Source organism: Salinirubrum litoreum (assembly GCF_020567425.1).
Lineage (GTDB): Archaea > Halobacteriota > Halobacteria > Halobacteriales > Haloferacaceae > Salinirubrum > Salinirubrum litoreum.
In genome coordinates this window covers 215,967-234,084 of sequence record NZ_JAJCVJ010000002.1, presented here as the reverse complement: position 1 = coordinate 234,084, position 18,118 = coordinate 215,967, and the positions used below count along the sequence as shown (strand labels likewise).

At 67.5% G+C, this 18,118-nt stretch carries 19 protein-coding genes; 8 read left to right on the top strand and 11 right to left on the bottom strand.

Going from position 1 to position 18,118, the window contains the following annotated elements; genetic code table 11:
* Positions 1-22 precede the first annotated feature (22 nt).
* The 4 genes from pstB to LI337_RS09825 form a co-directional block, all read right to left on the bottom strand.
* Complete coding sequence (pstB, locus tag LI337_RS09840) at positions 23-940, bottom strand: phosphate ABC transporter ATP-binding protein PstB (RefSeq protein ID WP_227229672.1); 918 nt, start codon at positions 938-940, stop codon at positions 23-25.
* Positions 933-3,596 carry a phosphate ABC transporter permease PstA gene (gene pstA, locus LI337_RS09835; RefSeq protein ID WP_227229671.1) on the bottom strand — a complete coding sequence of 888 codons (2,664 nt, stop codon included), beginning with the start codon at positions 3,594-3,596 and terminating at the stop codon, positions 933-935. The genes pstB and pstA overlap by 8 nt, the downstream gene beginning before the upstream one ends.
* Positions 3,593-4,714, bottom strand: a complete 1,122-nt coding sequence (gene pstC / locus LI337_RS09830) for a phosphate ABC transporter permease subunit PstC (protein ID WP_227229670.1) — start codon at positions 4,712-4,714, stop codon at positions 3,593-3,595. Before pstC ends, pstA begins: the two co-directional genes overlap by 4 nt.
* A gap of 90 nt (positions 4,715-4,804) precedes the next feature.
* A complete protein-coding gene (locus LI337_RS09825) occupies positions 4,805-5,950 on the bottom strand; it encodes a substrate-binding domain-containing protein (protein ID WP_227229669.1) in 1,146 nt (381 codons plus the stop codon).
* A gap of 558 nt (positions 5,951-6,508) precedes the next feature.
* On the opposite strand from LI337_RS09825, the gene LI337_RS09820 reads away from it, so the two are divergent.
* The gene (locus LI337_RS09820) at positions 6,509-7,510 is read left to right on the top strand and encodes a PhoU domain-containing protein (RefSeq protein WP_227229668.1); all 1,002 of its coding nucleotides are present in this window, start codon (positions 6,509-6,511) and stop codon (positions 7,508-7,510) included.
* Between the two features lie 51 nt (positions 7,511-7,561).
* On the opposite strand, the gene LI337_RS09815 is transcribed toward LI337_RS09820, so the two are convergent.
* Positions 7,562-8,575, bottom strand: coding sequence for a tetratricopeptide repeat protein (locus LI337_RS09815; RefSeq protein ID WP_227229667.1), 1,014 nt, complete (start codon positions 8,573-8,575; stop codon positions 7,562-7,564).
* Between the two features lie 125 nt (positions 8,576-8,700).
* Positions 8,701-9,075 (bottom strand): 30S ribosomal protein S8e, encoded by a 375-nt coding sequence (locus LI337_RS09810; protein WP_227229666.1) that lies wholly within the window; start codon positions 9,073-9,075, stop codon positions 8,701-8,703.
* Positions 9,076-9,277: 202 nt separating this feature from the next.
* Here LI337_RS09810 and LI337_RS09805 point away from each other — a divergent pair, with 202 nt between their 5' ends.
* On the top strand, positions 9,278-9,601 hold the full coding sequence (locus LI337_RS09805; protein ID WP_227229665.1) for a HalOD1 output domain-containing protein: 324 nt from the start codon (positions 9,278-9,280) through the stop codon (positions 9,599-9,601).
* 77 nt (positions 9,602-9,678) lie between these two features.
* Complete coding sequence (locus LI337_RS09800) at positions 9,679-10,128, top strand: DUF2240 family protein (RefSeq protein ID WP_227229664.1); 450 nt, start codon at positions 9,679-9,681, stop codon at positions 10,126-10,128.
* 434 nt (positions 10,129-10,562) lie between these two features.
* Here LI337_RS09800 and LI337_RS09795 read toward each other — a convergent pair whose 3' ends face one another.
* Positions 10,563-11,189: a non-canonical purine NTP pyrophosphatase gene (locus LI337_RS09795; RefSeq protein WP_227229663.1), complete on the bottom strand. Its 627-nt coding sequence runs from the start codon at positions 11,187-11,189 to the stop codon at positions 10,563-10,565.
* A 158-nt stretch (positions 11,190-11,347) separates the two neighbouring features.
* Here LI337_RS09795 and LI337_RS09790 point away from each other — a divergent pair, with 158 nt between their 5' ends.
* Both LI337_RS09790 and LI337_RS09785 read left to right on the top strand, forming a co-directional pair.
* Positions 11,348-11,731 carry a DUF5611 family protein gene (locus tag LI337_RS09790; protein WP_227229662.1) on the top strand — a complete coding sequence of 128 codons (384 nt, stop codon included), beginning with the start codon at positions 11,348-11,350 and terminating at the stop codon, positions 11,729-11,731.
* A gap of 310 nt (positions 11,732-12,041) precedes the next feature.
* Positions 12,042-12,500 carry a universal stress protein gene (locus LI337_RS09785; protein WP_227229661.1) on the top strand — a complete coding sequence of 153 codons (459 nt, stop codon included), beginning with the start codon at positions 12,042-12,044 and terminating at the stop codon, positions 12,498-12,500.
* Positions 12,501-13,243: 743 nt separating this feature from the next.
* On the opposite strand, the gene LI337_RS09780 is transcribed toward LI337_RS09785, so the two are convergent.
* Complete coding sequence (locus LI337_RS09780; protein ID WP_227229660.1) at positions 13,244-13,870, bottom strand: plastocyanin/azurin family copper-binding protein; 627 nt, start codon at positions 13,868-13,870, stop codon at positions 13,244-13,246.
* Between the two features lie 170 nt (positions 13,871-14,040).
* Between LI337_RS09780 and LI337_RS09775 the strand changes: the two genes are divergently transcribed.
* Both LI337_RS09775 and LI337_RS09770 read left to right on the top strand, forming a co-directional pair.
* Entirely contained in the window at positions 14,041-14,718 is a 678-nt protein-coding gene (locus LI337_RS09775; RefSeq protein WP_227229659.1) for a type I 3-dehydroquinate dehydratase, read from the top strand.
* Positions 14,719-14,806: 88 nt separating this feature from the next.
* Positions 14,807-15,202, top strand: coding sequence for a zinc ribbon domain-containing protein (locus tag LI337_RS09770; RefSeq protein ID WP_227229658.1), 396 nt, complete (start codon positions 14,807-14,809; stop codon positions 15,200-15,202).
* 44 nt (positions 15,203-15,246) lie between these two features.
* Here the strand turns inward: LI337_RS09770 and LI337_RS09765 are convergent, their stop codons facing one another.
* Both LI337_RS09765 and LI337_RS09760 read right to left on the bottom strand, forming a co-directional pair.
* Positions 15,247-16,056, bottom strand: coding sequence for a DUF7388 family protein (locus LI337_RS09765; RefSeq protein ID WP_227229657.1), 810 nt, complete (start codon positions 16,054-16,056; stop codon positions 15,247-15,249).
* Positions 16,057-16,232: 176 nt separating this feature from the next.
* A complete protein-coding gene (locus LI337_RS09760) occupies positions 16,233-16,646 on the bottom strand; it encodes an NADH-quinone oxidoreductase subunit A (protein ID WP_227229656.1) in 414 nt (137 codons plus the stop codon).
* 76 nt (positions 16,647-16,722) lie between these two features.
* Between LI337_RS09760 and LI337_RS09755 the strand changes: the two genes are divergently transcribed.
* Positions 16,723-17,040, top strand: coding sequence for a hypothetical protein (locus LI337_RS09755; RefSeq protein WP_227229655.1), 318 nt, complete (start codon positions 16,723-16,725; stop codon positions 17,038-17,040).
* 25 nt (positions 17,041-17,065) lie between these two features.
* Here the strand turns inward: LI337_RS09755 and LI337_RS09750 are convergent, their stop codons facing one another.
* Entirely contained in the window at positions 17,066-18,022 is a 957-nt protein-coding gene (locus LI337_RS09750) for a ribose 1,5-bisphosphate isomerase (protein ID WP_227229654.1), read from the bottom strand.
* Positions 18,023-18,118: the final 96 nt, after the last annotated feature.

Below are 18,118 nucleotides of genomic sequence, written 5' to 3'. Positions count from 1 at the left end.
GCGCGGACCGAGGGAGAGCCGATCAGCCGAACTTGCCGGTGATGTAGTCTTCGACGCGCTGACTCTCCGGGTTCTCGAAGATCTGGTCGGTGTCGCCGTACTCGACGAGCACCCCGCCGGTCAGGAAGACGGCGGTCTGATCGGAGATACGCGCCGCCTGCTGCATGTTGTGGGTGACGATGACGACCGTGTAGTCCTTCTTCAGTTCGTGGATCAGGTCCTCGATCTTCGAGGTGGCGATGGGGTCCAGCGCGCTCGCGGGTTCGTCCATCAGGATGACCTCGGGATCGGTCGCCAGCGCACGGGCGATGCAGAGCCGCTGTTGCTGCCCGCCGGAGAGGCCGAGGGCGTTGTCGTCCAGCCGATCCGACACCTCGTCCCACAGCGCCGCCTGCTTCAGGGAGCGTTCGACGAGTTCGGTCTCCTTGTCGGTGTCGTCACGACCGAACAGGCGGGCGAGCAGCCCCTTCTCGATGTCGCCGTGTTTGCGCGGACCGTAGGAGATGTTCTCCCGGATCGACTTCGGGAACGGGTTCGGCGACTGGAACACCATGCCGATCCGCTTGCGGAGTTCGACGAGGTTCGCGTTCGGGTCGTAGATCTCGGTGCCGTCGAGTTCGACCGACCCCTCGATGCGGGCGGCCTTGATCCGGTCGTTCATCCGGTTGAGACACCGGAGGTACGTGGACTTCCCACACCCCGACGGCCCGATCAGCGCGGTGACGCTGTTCTCGGGGATCTCCATCGAGACGTCCTTCAGCGCGTGATCGTCGCCGTACCAGACGTTGAGGTCTTCGACGGAGAGCTTCGCTTCGCCGTCGAAGCGGTAGTCGGTCCACTCCTCGCGGACTCGTTCGTCGCTCTCGCCGTCCACCGTCGTGCCGAGCGTCTGTTCGTCCGATGCTGTACCCCGTTCGGGTTCGACTGTCGTCTCACTCATAGTTCAGTTTCCTCCGGAAGTAGGTCCGCGCAGTGATACCGACCGCGTAGAACGTCAACACCACCATCAGCAGGATGAACGCCGTCGCCCACCCCATCGAGGGCGAGCCACTGACCCCGGCCGCGATGACTGCCCAGACCTGCGTCGGCAGGGAGGCCGAGGCGCTCAAGAGAGCGTCGTTCGCGATGAAGGGTGGTTGTGCGACGAACTCGAAGCCGCCGATCACGTCGATCGCCTCGGTGGAGTTCAGCGTCGAGCCGAGCACGAGGATCAGGGGTGCCGTCTCGCCGGCGATGCGGCCGACCCCGAGGATGACCCCGGTGATGACACCGGGCATCGCGGCCGGCAAGACGACACTGCGAATCGTTGTCCATTGGTTGACTCCGAGCGCCGCGCTCGCGTCTCGGTACTCGTCCGGCACCGCCTTAATCGCTTCGCGAGAGGTGATCAACACCAGCGGCAGGAGCATGAAGCCGAGAACGAGCATCCCGGCCAGCATCGACTCGTCGCCGCCCAGCCGTGGGATGAGGAACGCCGCGCCGAACAGGCCGAAGACGATACTCGGGGTCGACCACAGCGCGTTCGTCGCGATCTCGACCAGCGCGGTGAACCGGCCCTGCTCGGCGTACTCGGTGAGGAAGATGGCCGCACCGACGCCCAGCGGGAGCGCGAAGGTCGTCGCGCCGACGACCAGCCAGACCGTGCCGACCACGGCCGGCATGATCCCGCCGGGTTCCGTGCCGAGCGGGATGTACGCCTCCTGTGTCATCGGCCACGAGAACGTCCCCTCGTTGGCGACCGTCAGCGCCAGCAGGTCGAACTGTTGGCCGGTCGCGGCGACGTGCAGGCCGAGCAGCGTGAGGAAGCCGGCCGTACCGACGAGCGCCAGGCGCGTCTCCTCGGTCAGCAGTCGGCGGGTGATCGACGCCTCGGCGTCACGCCGGGCGACCCCGGTCAGGAGCGCAGTCGCACCCGAGGCGACCGCCCCGACGACCGCGACCATCGGCACCGGATCGGTGAGTCCGGTGCCGGGCGTGATCGCCGCCGCCGGTTCGAGGAACAGCACCGCCGTCAGCAGAGCGAGACCGCCGAAGACGCCGAGCGTGAACAGCGGTGCGCGGTCGGTCGCCTTCGCGGGAAGGCCGCCCTCGGCGTCGCTGGTCAGGATGCCGGCGAGCGGCGCGAGCGACAGCGCGGCCGCGCCGACCGCACCGGCGACGACGACCGCCAGTCCGAGCGTCCCGCCGACCGGGAGGCCGAACGGCGACGGACCGAGGATCACGAACAACCCCGTCAGCGCGAGGACGCCGGCGACGAGCGGCGGCAGCACACCCCGGACGCGCTCTGCGAGCGCGACGGACGTGCCGACGCTCCGGAGGTTGCCGTACCGCCGGAAGAAGTACACCGTCACCAGTACCATCGGCGCGACGAGGACCAGTGCGCCGACGGTCGCTTCGGGTGTGACGCCGATGCTCGTGTCGAGCGGTTCGAGCTGTCGGTTGACGAGTACGTCGTAGGTGAAGTCGTACCGGAGCGGACTCCCGGTGACGAGCACCGACGCGACCAGTGCCGCGAGTCCGCCGACGACCGCCAGCGGGAGGACGCGGAACAGGAGGCGCGCCCCCGAGTGCCACTCGGCGCTGCCGGCGGGCCGCCTCGCGGTGGTGACCGCGAGGAGGAGTGCGGGCGCGAGCAACACCAGCGCGGAGACCGCCCCGATGCTGAAGCCGTGGAAGGCGTAGCCGACCCCTTTCATCGTCACGAAGACGACGATAGCGACCATCACCGCGACCATCAGGAGGGCGTTGAGGTTGATGACGAGGAAGGCCCCGTACTCCCTGCCGACCGCGCCGAAGCCCGCCCGACACTTCGCGGCGGCCCACGCCGAGAAGATGCTGCCGAACAGCACGAGGATGGGGACGACCGCGTTGCCGGTGAAGCCGCCGGAGATGTTCGACGGGTTCCACTGCCAGCCGACGCCGACGACGTTGCCGGCGATCAGCAGGCCGGTGACGCCGACGACGAGTGCGGCGGGCAGCGTCGAGCCGAGGTCCTCACGCGGGACGACGGTCCCGACGAGCAGGACCGCGCCGACGCCGAGACCGACGACCGGCCACAGCACCGTGCCGAAGCCCAGCAACCACCCGCCGAGGATGCTCCCGAGGACGACGCCGATGACGCCGAAGGCGACGCCGGCGAACAGGCCCGCACTCGAACTCGGACTTGTCCCGACGTTCCCGAACCGGGAGACGACGCCGGCCGCCGCGATCGCGACCGCCTCGATCAGCAGAACGAGGCCGAGCAGTGTCGCGAGCGAGACTGGCAAGACGACCCCGAGCAGGGTCAACCCGAGCGTGGTGACCACCAGTCCGAGTGCGATGCCGCGCACGCGCTGTGAGGTGACCGGGACGACGTTCGTGTAGGAGGCGAGACCGACCGTGCCGACCGCGCCGACCGTGACCGCGAGAATCGCACCGAGACCCCCGGTGAGCGTGCTGCCGGTCGCGTCCAGCGGCACGAGTTCGACCAGCGTGAGGAGTGCGAGCGCGAAGCCGACGACGCTCAGCGCGATCGCGCCGTCGAGTCCCCGGTCGTAGACGTTCGACTCTGCGTCGACGAGTTGTGCGTCGGTGTCTGCGGCGTAGGCGTCGCTCATTGTTGCCCCTTCAGTTTCGCTTCCATCTGTTGTTCGATGTACTGTGAGACGATGCTCATCCCCGCGACGATGACGAACAGCATCACGCCGGCGACGAACAGCACGTCGATGGTCGACTCGGAGGCACTGCCGTACTGGGTGGCGATCAGACTCGTCAGGGTGACGTTCGCGTCGAAGATGTCGAACAGCGGGTTGGCGAACTGGGTTCCGGCGGCCATGATCGCGGCCACCGCCATCGTCTCACCGATCGCCCGACCGAGTCCGAGGATGATGCCCGCCGAGATACCGGAGAAGGCGGCGGGGATCGAGATGGACTTCATCGTCTGCCACTCGGTCGCACCCATCGCGACCGAACCGTCGGACATCGCGCCCGGGACCGAGGAGAGGGCGTCTTCGCCGACCGAGACGACGGTCGGGAGCGCCATGATGCCGACGACGACGCCCGCGATGAGGAAGCTGGCCCCGTCGTCCAGGAAGTTGGTCTGGATGAAGCTGTTGAGCACCTGGAAGCCGATGAAGCCGTAGACGATCGACGGGATGCCGGCCAGCACCTCGACGCCGGGCTTGATGATCTCGCGCAGGCCGTCGCTGGCGACCTCGGCGATGAACAGCGCGCCGAAGACGCCGAGCGGCCCGGCGATCGCGCCCGCGATCAGCGTGACGATCACGGTCCCCCAGATCATCGGGATGAGCGAGTAGGCACCCGACAGCGGGTTCCAGTACGTCTCGTTCGACGGGAGGACGGTCTCGAGCCAGAAGAACCAGCGGACCTCGCCGTCTTGGATCGGGATCAACAGGAGACCGAGCCCGTGTTCGACGAACGCCGGGTAGGCGCTGGCGAACAGGTAGTAGGTGATGAACCCGACAGTCAGCACCGTCAGGACGGTGGCGACCAGCGTCAGCAGTCGGGCGATTTCGGCCTGAAACGTGACCCACCCCAGCGCCGTCACGAAGACGAACGCTCCCAGAATCGGGAGCGCGATGCCCGGCTGGAGTAGGAACGCGGCGATGGTCGCCGCGAGTGTCACGGCCGACGCTCCGACGGCGAGCAACGCCCCTTCCGACGCGTCACCACCGAGGAGTGTCTTGCGCGCGCTAGACCTGACTTCGGCTATCATTGAGTGTACTCTGAAAATCTTGAGCGGTAGTTTTGTCGTTTTCCATTCTCCGGCCGGGAGCTGCGAAGGGTCGAAACGAGGGCGGGGGGCTCAGACCTGGTCGGGGAGCTTCGCGCGCTCCTCTTCGAGTCGCCGTGCACCGAGGGTGAAGTAGTTGTTCGGCGCGACGAAGCGTTCCTGGCCGAACTCGGAGAAGATCATGTTGAGGAAGGCGGCCTCCTTGTTGGAGGTACCCTGCCACGAGTACATGTGCAGGTCACGCGAGAGCGGGTAGTCGGTCGAGTCCAGCCCGTTCTCGTCGTCGCCGTAGGCGTAGGTGGTGCCCTCCCACTCCAGCGCGATGGGCGAGACGCCGTCGGTGTCGAGGAACGCGAGCGCGAGGTAGCTGATCGCGTTGTCGGCCTGTGCGATGGCCTGCGCGAGCCGCTGGTTCTGCCCGTAGCGGTTGGCGACCGTCGTGTCCTCCTCGGGGTTGCCGAAGACGTTGGCGACGAAGGAGGTGCGTGTGCCGGAGCCCTTGACGCGGCCGAGGACCTGAATCTCGCGGTCCGGACCGCCGAGTTCGCTCCAGTTGCTGATGCGACCCTTGTAGAGGTCCTTCAGCTGGTCGCCGGTGATCTGCTCGACGCCGGCGTCGGCGATCTCTTGAGAGACGACGAGCGGCTGGCCGTCGACGCCGACGACGTGGTCGACGAAGTCGTCGTACGACTCGCGGTCCGGCAGTTCGTCCTCGACGTTGCCCGAGGAGTTACCGAGGTCGAGCTGGCCGTCGCGGACCTTCTCGACGCCGGTGCCGGAGTGGGACAGTGCGACCGAGACGGTGAACGGCGGCTCGCCCTCGCCGCTCGGTTCGTAGCCGTAGAGGCTCGCCCAGTAGTCCGCGAGCGCGAGGTCCGTGTCGATGCCGTACTCGTCGTGCGGCCAGTACTCGCTGTCGGAGGCCGGCCGGTTGGCGTTCCAGTAGGAGGACGCCTCGCGTGCGATGGGGTAGACGGTCGAGGAGCCGCCGGATTCGAGCGGACTCGTGTCCATTCCGGAGGACTCGGTCTCTTCCATGCCGCTGTCGGAGCCGGAGTCGGAGTCGCCGCCCGAGCTGCCACCACTGCTCTCGGTCTCCTCCGAGCCACCGCCACCGGTACATCCAGCGAGTGCAGCAGCACCGGTTGCCGCACCCGACGCGATCACGAACTTACGCCGCGAAACGCCCTCGCCCTGCTTCGACGGTTTCTGCGTCATCGCCTGTACCTCACCGTAGGATCACTAAAACCACTGCTAATATGGCTATATAGAAGAAATATCTGTGGGGAGCCGTCAATGATCGGAACGGAGACACGACCGTCACGATCCGAGTACATCGACGCAGATCTCACGACGAGTGCTCTCCCCGAACGTGAGCCGATCTCTCGGCGAAAACGACCGTCCGGTTTCTCTCCGTATCGGAGTCTCGTTTGGAAACACGCACGAACTCGTTGAACGAAACGAGGGTGTCTCGGAGTATCGAACGCGAGTATATACCACCCGAGTCGACACGAGTAGTCGGCGCAGTTCTCACGCGTCTCCGACTCGACTCCGGAGTCGACGATCGTCGTCTGCTCACGTCCTGCTCGACGATGTTCGGCCGACGGTCCCGTCTCGAACCGACACACGGGAGACGGTTCTTCACGATTGCTCCGTCTGTGGTCGCCTCGGCCGCACTGCTGGTTCGCCGGCGGCGACGAGTCGTGTTACCGGAACTACAGGCGTGAGTATATAGAGATAGGCAGATTTATTGGGAGTACGTCGCTTGGGTGGCGTATGGTCGAGACACGAAAGGTGCAGGTGACGGGCGGATCGACGTACACCGTGTCGATCCCGAAGACGTGGGCGACCGAGAACGGCGTCAGCGCCGGCAGTGAAGTCGAGTTCTACCCCGAGGGGGACTCGCTGTTTCTCACGCCCCGGCGCGGCGACGAGCGTACCGAGGGGACGCTGGACATCGCCGACCTGTCGGGCGACGAACTCACGCGGGCGGTGATGACGATGTACGTCTCCGGGTTCGACATCATCGCCCTGGAGAACTCCCGGATCACCAACGACCAGCGCCGGACCATCCGCGAGGCGACCCAGAGTCTCGTCGGCCTGGAAGTCTTAGAGGAGACCCGCGACCGCGTCGTGATCCGCGACCTGCTGGACTCCTCGGAACTGTCGATCCACAACGCCGTCACCCGGATGCGACTCATCTCGCTGTCGATGCTCGAAGACGCGATGACCGCGCTGGCGGATCTGGACCGGGACATGGCGCGCGACGTGATCCAGCGCGACGACGACGTGGACCGCCTGTGGATGGTCGTCTCGCGCATCTTCCGGGCGACCCTGCGCACGCCGAAGGCCGCCGAGGAACTCGGCGTGCCCCGCGAGGTGTGTTTCGACTACCACTCCAGCGCCCGGCAACTGGAGCGTGTCGCGGACCACGCGACCAAGATCGCACACCTGACGCTCAATCTGGAGGAACCGGTGCCCGAGGAGGTCACCGACGCGCTGTTCGATCTCCACGAGGCGACCGCACAGGTGATCGACACGGCGATGGAGGCACTGTTCACCGACGACTCGGTCGAGGCGACGAATCTTGCGAACGAGGCCCGCGAGATGGTCGAGGACATCGACACCGAGGCCCGCGCTATCGACGAACTCCTGCGTGATCTCGATCCGGCACGCGCGCAACTGCTCGGCCTGATCGTCGACTCGGTGTCGCGGGCGGCCGACTACGGCGGGAACATCGCGGAGACCGGACTGCAGAAGGCCGCGCCGACGCCGTAATCTCTCTCCCTCTCTCAGTGCGCGCTCGTCTTCACGACTCGTCGAACAGTGTCACGACTCGTCCATCAGTTCCAACAGATCGGCGAAGGCGAACAGTCGCGCAGAGTCGACTGCCTCCGACTTGTCGCCGCCTGCCTCGTCGCTCCCTGACTCGTCACTACCTGACTCGTCACCGCCCGACTCCGCGCCGTCGACCCGCGTCTCACCACGCTCCTCGTCGTCCGATCCCGCGTCACCGAAGTCGGTCGCCAACATTCGAAGGTCGTCCGGCGAGCGCCCGGCGGCACCGACGAGTCTGTCGTACACCGCCCGTGGCCCCGGCGCGAGTCGGTCCCGAAACCCACCGAGTTCGGCGACCAGCGCACCTTCCTCCCGCGTGTTCCCGGCGACCCGGTGGAAGCCGGCGAGTGCGGTGCCGGCACAGCGTGCGTCCTGCCGGGCGGCCGACCCTTCGCGGAGTCGGTCGTGCTGGTCCCACGCGGGCGCGAACAACCGGATCGCCTGCTGGAACTCCCCGCGACCGAGGTGTTCGACCCCGAGTGCCACCGCGTCCTGCACCCGGTCGTGGACGTCGCGGGCAGTGAGCACCGTGCCGAGCGCGCGGAGGCCGCGGTCGACCTCGGGGTCCACGCTGGTCTCGGCGAGCAAGTCCATCGCGTAGCGCCAGCGCGCGGTCGCGGCAGTCGAGTGGTCGAGACTGTGGTCGATCCGGATCAACACGTCCAGATCGAGGAGGGCGTCGGCCCGCCGGTCCCGTGCCAGCCACGTCTCGACCGCGCGTTCGAGGTGCTCGCGGGCGTCACGCGGGCGGTTCTCCTCGTACAGCAGGACGCCGTAGTCGGAGTGGGTCGCCGGGTCGTCGGGTGCCAGCGTGAGCGCCTCGCGGTAGTGGTGTTCGGCGGACGCGGGGTCCTCGGCTGCGAGCAGTGTCGCGTACTCGGCGTGCGCCTCTGCGTGGGCCGGATCGAGCGAGAGCGCCCGCTCGTAGTGGGCTGCGGCGTCGTCCGGACGGTCGTCGGCCCGGAGTTCCGCCGCGTAGGCGACGTGATCTGCTGCGTCTGCCATCGGCGTAGCTGTGGGTTGGTGCCCCCCGGCAAAACCCTTTCCCGCGACGCAGGCCGAACCGTCTGCTGTCGGCTCGGTCCCGACGTCGTCACTCCACGTCTGGCGAAACAGAGAGAACGGTCGCGTTACTCGTCGACCGCGACGGCGTTGACCTGTCCGGTCTGGCCCGGACGGGAGGTGACGCGTGCTTGGCCCTCGGAGGTCTCGATGATCGCGCCCTTCGTGATGATGTTCCGCCGGATGTAGTTGATGTTGGCGGGGTTGTCCACGACGTTCGTGATCTCGGCCTCGACGGTCTCGCCGTCGACGGAGACGTTGGCGACGTTCGTCGAGAGCACGCGCGTCTTCGTGCCGTTGCCACGCGAGTCGATGACCTGGAACCGCGGCTCGCCGACGGTCGTCTCTGCCGGCTCGCGGCCGAGCTGGTAGCGCTTCTTGTTCCGGAACGGCCGGAGTCGGCCACCGGTTCGCTTCCGCTTCGAGCGTCCCTGATCCTTCATGTCTTCTGAAACTGCCAGCAGCTACTTGAATGGCTCGGAACGGCTCGTCGGTCCCGACACCGGGGCCGTGCCGACCACGACCAGCCGACCGTCCACCCTGCCGGCCGCCGCCGTCACGTCGTTCCGTCGGGGAGCCCGATAGTATAAGATAGTTGATTAGTTGATGTGATGGTATTAATATCCCTGCGCCCGACTGCGGAGTATGAATTCGAGTTACGCGTCGAACGGAGCGGGGAGTGCGAACACGGGTGACGACGACGCACCCGACCGGATCGAGTTGACACACGACCCGAACCACCACGTCGGGACGACGGTGGCACGAGGCATCGCCGAGGTGACGGGTACACCGGTCGAGCACCTCGACGCCGAACTCAACGACTACGTCGACCCGGACGCGCTGGACCGCCTGTTCGCGGCGCGACTCGACGGGACAGACCGCGACGAGGGGCGTGTCGTCTTCCCGATGCAGGGCTGTCTCGTCGAGGTGTACGCCGACTACCGCGTCGTCGTCACTCGCGAGGAGTAGTCGCTCGGCCAGGACTCCGTCCCGGTCGCCACTCCGAGTAGTAACCCTTACTCCCTCGGCCCGAACAGTCCCGAGCGATGAGTCTCGACGTGGCGGTCGCGGTGCCGTTCCGGCAGGAGGGTCGGACACGACTCGGCGAGGGGGAGTTCGTCGTCGCGCTCTCGCTCGACAGAGACTGGTTCTCGCCGGATCAGGCGAAGCGACTGATCGACGTGGCCGCCGGTCGGGGGTTGCTCACCCGCGAGGAGAACCAACTGATCGCGGAGTTCGACCCCGACGACGTGCAGGTGCCACAGAACTTCGTCCCCGACGAGTCGATTCTCCACGAGCAGTCCACCTTCGAGCAAGTGCTGGACGCGGTGGTCGCCACCGGCGTCGAGAAGCAGGCGGCGGTCGCGGACATCAACCGCCGTCAGCGCGAACTCGGCGTGACGCTGGAGGCGGCGGCGGTGCTGTACGCGAAACGGAACGGAGTGGACGTCGGCGACATCGGGGCGCAAGTCCTGGACGATCTGAAAGAGTCGTAGGTGTACGTGTTCGGTAGCAACTCTGTTGAATCGGCCTGTGAGGTGGCTTCTGTCGAGTCGGTCGGTGAGAACTGGGTTGGATCGGTCGTTGAGAACTTGGTCGGGCCGGATACCGGCAACAACGAGAGGTGAACGTCCCACCCGGCGGAATCTGCGACCCCACCGTGCAACTCCCGGTGGACCAGTCGCTTTCAGCGTGTGATCCTCCCTGCGACCGTCGGCGTACCTGAGGCGGCTTCACGCCGCCGAGGTGCGCGAGCTAAACCCTGCCCGAGGCGATCCTACGTCGTCGAGGTGCGCGAGCTAAACCCTGCTCGAGGCGACCCGACGTCGTCGAGGTGCGCCAGCTAAATCTTGCCCGAGGCGCCCCCACGCCGCCGAGGTGTCGCGCCCGCCCGTTCGACTGGTGCGTCTGTCGTGAACAGCGATCGACCCTACCGTTGCGCGAACCACTCGGCGAACTTCGCCAGCGCCCGGCCCCGGTGGGAGATGGCGTTCTTCGCCTCGGTGTCCATCTCGGCGAGCGTCTGTCCGTCGTGCTCGAAGATCGGATCGTAGCCGAACCCACCCTCGCCCCGGGGGGCGACCAGCGTCCCCTGCACGCGTCCGGTGAACAGCTTCACCGGCAGGCTCCCGGCGTCGTCTCCTTCCCCCTCTTCGTCGCTGGCGGCCGCGACGTGCCGATCGGCACGATCCACCGGGTCCGGACTGGCGTCGAAGGGCTGGCCGTCACAGTAGGCGATCACACACCGGAAGCTGGCCCGGCGGTCCTCCTCCGCCTTGCCGATCTGCCAGACGCGCTCAACGCCCAGCGTCTCCTCGACGTACGATGAGTAGGGACCGGGGAAGCCGTCCAGCGTCTCGACGAACAGACCGGCGTCGTCTACGATGACCGGTTCGCCGACCTCGCGGTAGGCCGAGCGAGCACCCTCGGCGGCGATGGGACCGAGTTCCGAGGCCTGAATCTCCGGATAGTCGAAGTTCGTCTGGGCGACCTCGCCGCCGAGATACTCGCGTGCCTCCCGGGTCTTGCCGGGGTTCGTCGTGACGTAGTGGAGCATACCGGCCGTCGGGACGGTCCGGGGATAGGTGCGTCGAAAGCGCGTCGCCGCGGGGTGGCTCTCGCCGGCCCGGTGATGTGCCGTGCGACCCCGGCACAGGCCCTCAAAAGGCGACGGCTGACGAAACAGTGAAACCCTCGCCTGCCGAACGCCCGGCCATGAAGGAGTACAAGATGCGCCGAGGGGAGTATCTCGAGGAGCGTATCCCGGACATGAAAGCGACCGTCGAGGACTACTTCGGGCCGATCACGGGCACCGAGGAGGTCAACGGCCACGAACTGTACGTCGTCGGCGAACCCAAGAACCCGGTCTTCAAGAAGATCACCGTCGGCGCGGCGAAGTACAGCGGCAAGAAGGACAAACTCGCCGTCCACTTCGAGGAGCGCGACGCCGCCGAGGTCATCGCCGAGGGGAACGCCGACGCCGCACAGGACGCCGTCGCCGCGAAGAACGACTTCCTGCTCGAAGCGACCGGCCGGGACGCGAAGTCCCGCCGCGAGTCGATGAAACGCGCCGTCGAGGACGAGTCCCCCGACATCTGAGCTGTCGTCGACTTCTCACGCGACTGCGTCTCACGGACGACGAGACTGCCGCCAGCCACGCGGTTCGTCTCCGGACCACTCGACGCCCGGCCGCGGTTCGCCGACGCCTCGGCCCGACTTCGACCGACGGGGCGGAGAAAACTACAAGTGTAGTGGTTGCGTCGGTCGGACCGACGAGTGTAGTGCTACCACGTGACACGTTCGACGTTGGCGGGCGATCGACCCCCTCCGCCAGCCTGCTCGAAATCTTTATTCGGAACTGAGTAAAGAATTCGCTACTTTTAAGATGCGTGCGGGAGAACCGGAGGGTATGGCTATCGACACGATCCTGCTCGCAGTCGGCACCGGAGACACGGACCGCCTCGAACGTCTCGCAGAGGAGACGATCGACGTCGCGGGACCGACAGGTGCGGAGGTCGTCCTCCTGCACGTGTTCACGAAAGAGGAGTACGAGAAGACGATCGACCGGTTGGAGTTCGACCGGGAGGCGTCGGAGGTCGGCCCGGACGACGCGGCCCGGCGACACTCCAGCACGCGCCAGTTGGCGAAGGCGTTCGACGAGGCCGACATCGACGTGAAAATCCGGGGTGCCGTCGGCGACCACGGCGAACAGATCGTGAAAGTCGCGGGCGAGGTGGACGCCGACCGCGTCCTCGTCGGCGGCCGCAAGCGCTCGCCGACCGGGAAGGCGGTCTTCGGGAGCACGGCACAGGAGGTCATGCTCTCTTCGCCGTGTCCGGTGACGTTCGTCCGCGCCGACTCGAAGTAGGTGGGAACGCGGGCCGTGGATTCGACTCGTGGCGTGAGTTCTGGTTTTCTCGGTGGAGTCGTCGGGCGTACTGTCGAGTGTGTCGCGAGGAACTCGGTGGCATAGCTCCGGTACGACTCGGTCGAACATCCCAATTGTAACTCGGTCGAATCGGTCGCAGAGTACGAGGGGTGAAAACCCCTGGCCCCTTTCAGTCCCACCCGAGATGGGCGACCCATCGCGTCGCTACTGGTCGTCACCCAGTGAGTCGTCCCCGAGCCTCCCCGACTGCTGGCGACGCGGCCTGCGAGCAGGCCACTCGCTATCGCTCGGATACAGGTCGGGGCCGGTCGCCAGCAGATCGCGTCCGATACGGGATCCGGGTCGTCGTCGGGAGTGTCGGATGACGAGACGGTCGTCTGTGAGTGGGACAGAGAGATTCGAAAGTGCGTACACCCCCCGATCCGAGTGTGACCCCGCAACGTGTGACCCCGCAACAGTTCTCGGCGCGCGCGACCACGACGCGCGCGAGGGAGGCGGGCGCTCTCGTGCGCCCGCCGAGGGTGGGGAGGACCGAGGTGCTGTGTTGTCGCGGTTCCGCTGGCAGGTGCGCAAGATCGAGTAACGGTGTCGTTGCGGTCGCGGAGGCAGTTCTGCTCTGCGTTCAGCCACCTGCTAGCCGTCCCGATAGCACGACCGACGACCCCATCAGGTTCGGCGAGACGACCATCCCCGAGCAGAGAACCGCCGACTCGGAGACGCGATTACGCTTCCAGTTCTTCCTCGTAGTCGCCGCCGTACTTCAGGAAGAAGAAGGCGAGTCCGAGCGTGGCGACCATCGAGAACACCGTGGCGACGCCGAGCGTCTTGGCGGTGTCGGGCACCTGCGGGACGCTGGGGCCGCTGTCCCCGCCGCCAGAGGAGCCGCCCCCCTCGACGACTTCGATCTCGGCGACCATGCCCGCGTTCTCGTGGGGGATGCAGAAGTACTCGTAGGTGCCGGTGGTCTCGAAGGTGTGGCTCACCGACTCACCGCCCGCGACGTTCCCCTCGCCGTTGCTCCACCCGGTGCGGGCCTCCTCTTCGGAGGAGAAGCCGCCGGAGGCGAAGTAGGTCGCCCCCTCCGGGATCCCGTCGTCGTAGAACGTCACGGAGTGGCCCACGCTCCCGACGTTCGGCCACTCGACGGTGTCGCCCGGCGCGATGGTGAGACTGTCCGGGTCGAAGACGAGGCCGTCGGTCATGTCGACCGTGTGAGTCGTCCCGCCACTACTTCCACTGCCGCTCTCGTTCTGTGCGCTCGCGGTCCCGGTCGCCGCCGCAGTCGCCGTGAGGCCGCCTGCGGTGCGCACGAACGCCCGTCGTGAGACGCCGCCGTTACCGTCGGTCATACGCCACCGTTAGGAACGCCCCGTAGTGAATACTGCGGTTCGGTGCCGACCACCCTCGCACCGCCGTCTCTCGATCACGGCGGCCCCCGCCCGGCAGCCCGGCCGCGCGGCCGCCCAAGCGTGGTCGCACCGACGGAAACCGGTTTGTGCCGGGAGAACGACGCGCCGGTATGGAGTTCGACGACTTCGTCCTCACGGCGGCGACGGACGACCTCGCGGCAGAGCCGACGGCCCGCGAGCACGCCGACGCCGTCGAGTTTCGGATGGACCTCGCGGCTGACCCACGTCCCGCACTCGCCGACTACGAGGGCGACCTCCCGCTGATCGTCACGAACCGCCCGGACTGGGAGGGTGGCGCGACCGCAGACGGCGACGACCGACTCGACGCGCTGGCGACCGCCTGCGAGCACCCGCACGTCGCGGCAGTCGACGTGGAACTCCGGAGTCTCGTCGGCGAGTCGCCCGGGCCGGCCGCCGGGTGGGTCGCGGACCACGCCCGCGAGCACGGCGTGACGGTGATCGCGTCGGTCCACGACTTCGAGACGACGCCGTCGGAGGTGGACGACCTGCTGTCCCGTGCGGCCACGGTCGGCGACGTGGGGAAACTGGCGGTGACCGCCGAATCGCGGGCGGACACCCTCGCGTTGCTGTCGGCGACCCACCGGGCGACCGAGGCGGGCCACCGCGTGGCGACGATGGCGATGGGCGACGCGGGTCGACACACCCGCGCGGTCACACCGCTCTACGGGTCGAAGATCGGCTACGCGCCGGTCGACCCGGCGGACGCGACCGCGCCGGGACAGTACGACCTGGCGACCCTCGCGGAGTTGGTCGAGACGCTGCGGTGAGTCGGGGCGCGCCGGGCGCTGTGGTGTCCGAACCGACAGAGGGCGAGGATACGGGGATTTAAACGACGGGGCGTACTCAGTTCGGACTATGGCAACGGCAAGTCGGCGTGCGCTCGTGGCTGCACTGGTAGGTGCGCTGGGAGCGACGCTCGGCATCGCGGGCGCGGGCCACGTCTACCTCAGACAGTGGCGCCGCGCGATCGCGTGGTTCGTCACCGGGATCGGTGCGTTCTTCGTCCTCGTCTCGTTGTTCGTCGGCGACCCGACGCAGGTGACGGTCGCTTCGCTCCCGTTGACGGTCTCGATTCCGTTCGCCGTCGTCATGCTGCTCAGCACGGTGGACGCCTACCGACTGGCGACCGTGACGGAACGCCGACAGGCGACCACGGAGGGGCCGACCTGTCCACACTGCGGGAAGCCCATCGACGAGGACCTGGCGTTCTGTCAGTGGTGTACCGAACCGCTGGACGGCCGGAACGGCTGACTCGACCGTCGGCTGGTGGTGCCGTCTGTGACGACCTGCCGTGGTCAGTCGTCCGAGGCGAGCGACACCGCCTCGTCGACCAGGAACTCCTCGATGCCACGTGCCGGGTAGCCGACCACGGTGTCGACGCCGGTCTCGTGTAGTCGCTCCACACGCTCGCCGACCGTCTCGGGCGTCCCGACGAGCGCGTAGTCCCGCACCGCCTTCGAGAGCACCTCGCGGGTGCGCCCCTCGGCACGACTGTCGGTGACGGGGTCTTCGGGGAGTGCCGACGCGACCGGCCGCCTGCGGGCGGCGTACCCGCCCACGGCGTCCAGCACACCGTCCTCGTCGTCGGTCAGCACCGTCGGCGCGTACAGTGCGACGTCGCCGTCGAAGCCGGCCGCCCGGAGCGCCCGCACGTCGCGCTCCGTCGACCGCGAGAGCAGTTCGTACTGCGTCCCGCCGACCGCGAGGGCGACGCGTTCGATGCCCTCGGTGCCGACCCACGCCCCGCCGTCCGCCGCGCGGGCCTCACCCAGTCGCGGCGAGACCGCACGCGACCGTTCGGTCTCCGAGAGATACGCCGGGTGCCCCGCGACGAGGACCCGGTCCACGCTCGTCGGAATCTCCGCCAGCAGGCTCTCGTCGCCCAGTGGGTCGTAGCCGTCGGCCCGCACCGGCGTCGTCAGTTTGACGTCGATCTCGTCTGCCAGTCCCGCCAGCGTCTCCCTGTCGGGCACCGCGTCGCGGCCCTCGTAGTCGATGGCCACGAGGTCGAACGGGAGGTCGGCGGCCCGGCGCACGTCACACTCGGTCGGCTTGAGCGCCACGGCGTCCAGTCCGGTTCGGGCGAGTGCGTCTCGGCTAGTCATCGTGTGGCCTCCGGCAGAAGTCGGCGGTCGTCGTCACTGTCGTCGCGGAACGCGATCCATCGTCTGTGCGACCATACTGCTCACTCCGGCGAGAGCGACAAAACCCTGTCGCTCCGTGCAGGTCTGACCGGCGCGGTGGCTGGCGAGCAGTGAGAACCGAGAGAACCGGGAGACAGCTACGCGTCGCGTTCGGTCTTCCGCTTGGACGCGAACGGGCTCTTGGCCCACTTGACCGCGCCGTTGCGCCACGCCCAGACGAGACCGACGACCAGGATGCCGATGAACGCGAGCATCGGCAGCAGCATCGTCGAGAGCGCCACGCCGTTCTCCAGTGCCGGGCGGTAGACGAGCGTCCACGGGAAGATGAGGACGGTCTCGATGTCGAAGATGACGAACAACAGCGCCACCATGTAGTACTGGATGTTGAACTGGAGGCGCGCGGTCCCTGTCGGTACTTCACCGCTCTCGTAGGTGAGGTTCTTGCCCTGCTCCGGCACCGACGGGCGGATCAGCCACGAGGCCGCGATCATCCCGACCGGGATGACGACGGCGATCAGCCCGAGCGCGCCGATTGCGATCCACGGATTCATCTTGGTCGCGGCTTTGCGTGCGGGGCGTATAAGTGTTGATTCTCGCCGTGGGTGTCGGTCGGTTCGGCCGGCGGCCGTGACCGAACTCCCAGCACTCGACGACGCCCGGATTTACGGGCCGAAGGCACGACAGGCGAGTGTGTCCCTCCCCGAGGCGGACTCGAGACGCCAGTACTACCTGAACGTGCTCGAACTACTGGGCGCGAGTGGGCTGGCGCTGTTCTTCCTCACGCCGGTCGTCCTGAGCGTGCAGTGGGTCCTGCTCAACACCGCGCGTGACGTGTTCGGTCTCGGCCGGTTCTCGAACACGGTGAACTGGCTCCTCTTGCTCGCCACGTTAGCGGTCGGGGTGTGGAGCGCGTTCCGCGTCGTCGAGTGGTACTACGAGCGGTGAGAGAGGATCGACCGACCGCCGCGAGTCACTCGGGTTCGTCCCACGGATCCACGGTCCCCTCGCCGAACAGTTCCCGCATCAGGGTCGCCACGCCCTCGGGCGCGAACTGCCCGCGTTCCGTGAGAATGGCGTCGACGTACCGGGGCGGCGTCACGTCGAACGCCGGATTCAGTACCTCGATGTCGCCGATCTCTGCGCGCGTCTCGTCGTCGATCACCTCTCGCTCGTCGCGCATCTCGATGTCGACGGTGTGGCCGGTCAGGGTGTCCGGGTGGAACTTCAACGTCCCCGCCGCCACGGCGATGGGCGTCCCGCAGTCACGGGCGTTGACAGCCAGCCCGCAGGTGCCGATCTTGTTGATGACGCTCCCGTCGGCGGCGATGCTGTCCGCGCCGACGAGGACGTGATCCACGTCGTTGAGGTAGCGCCGGGCCGCGCTGTCGACGATGAGGGTGACCGGGACGTCCATCTCGCGGAGCTGTGTCGCGGTGATGTGGCCCTGGTTCCGCGGCCGGGTCTCCTTCACCATCGCGTGGATCTCCTTGCCCTGTTCGACCGCCGCCCGGATGCAGGCGACGACCGCAGTCGAGTGGCAGTGCGTCATCACCGTGTCGCCGTCACGGAGGCGGTTCGCGCCGACCTGTCCCAGATCCTCCTGTGCGGACTCGATCCGGCGCTGGAACTCGGTCGCGCTCCGGACGACGCTGTCGCGGAGCACCTCGACCGAGTGGCCCTCCATGTCCTGCAGGACGTACCGGAGCGCGTTCGGCAGACTCACCGCGGTCGGGCGCGTCTCGTAGAGGACGCGCGCGGCGGCCCGCTGTTCGGCCCGGAACCGCTCGGGATCGGTCGCGTCGCTCTCCGCCGCCTGTGTCGCCAGCGCCTCGGCGACGGCGGTGGCGATGGTCGCCGCACCGCGAATCTCCATCGTGTCGATGGCCTCGGCCGTCTCGCGGACGTCGGGGTGTACGGCGCTGTCCATGTGTCGACCTACGCCCGCCTGCGGTAAGAAGGTGGGCGAGAAGCCGACCGGCGGTCGCCAGCGGCCTCGAGAGGCTGGTGATCGGAGGTGTCCGCC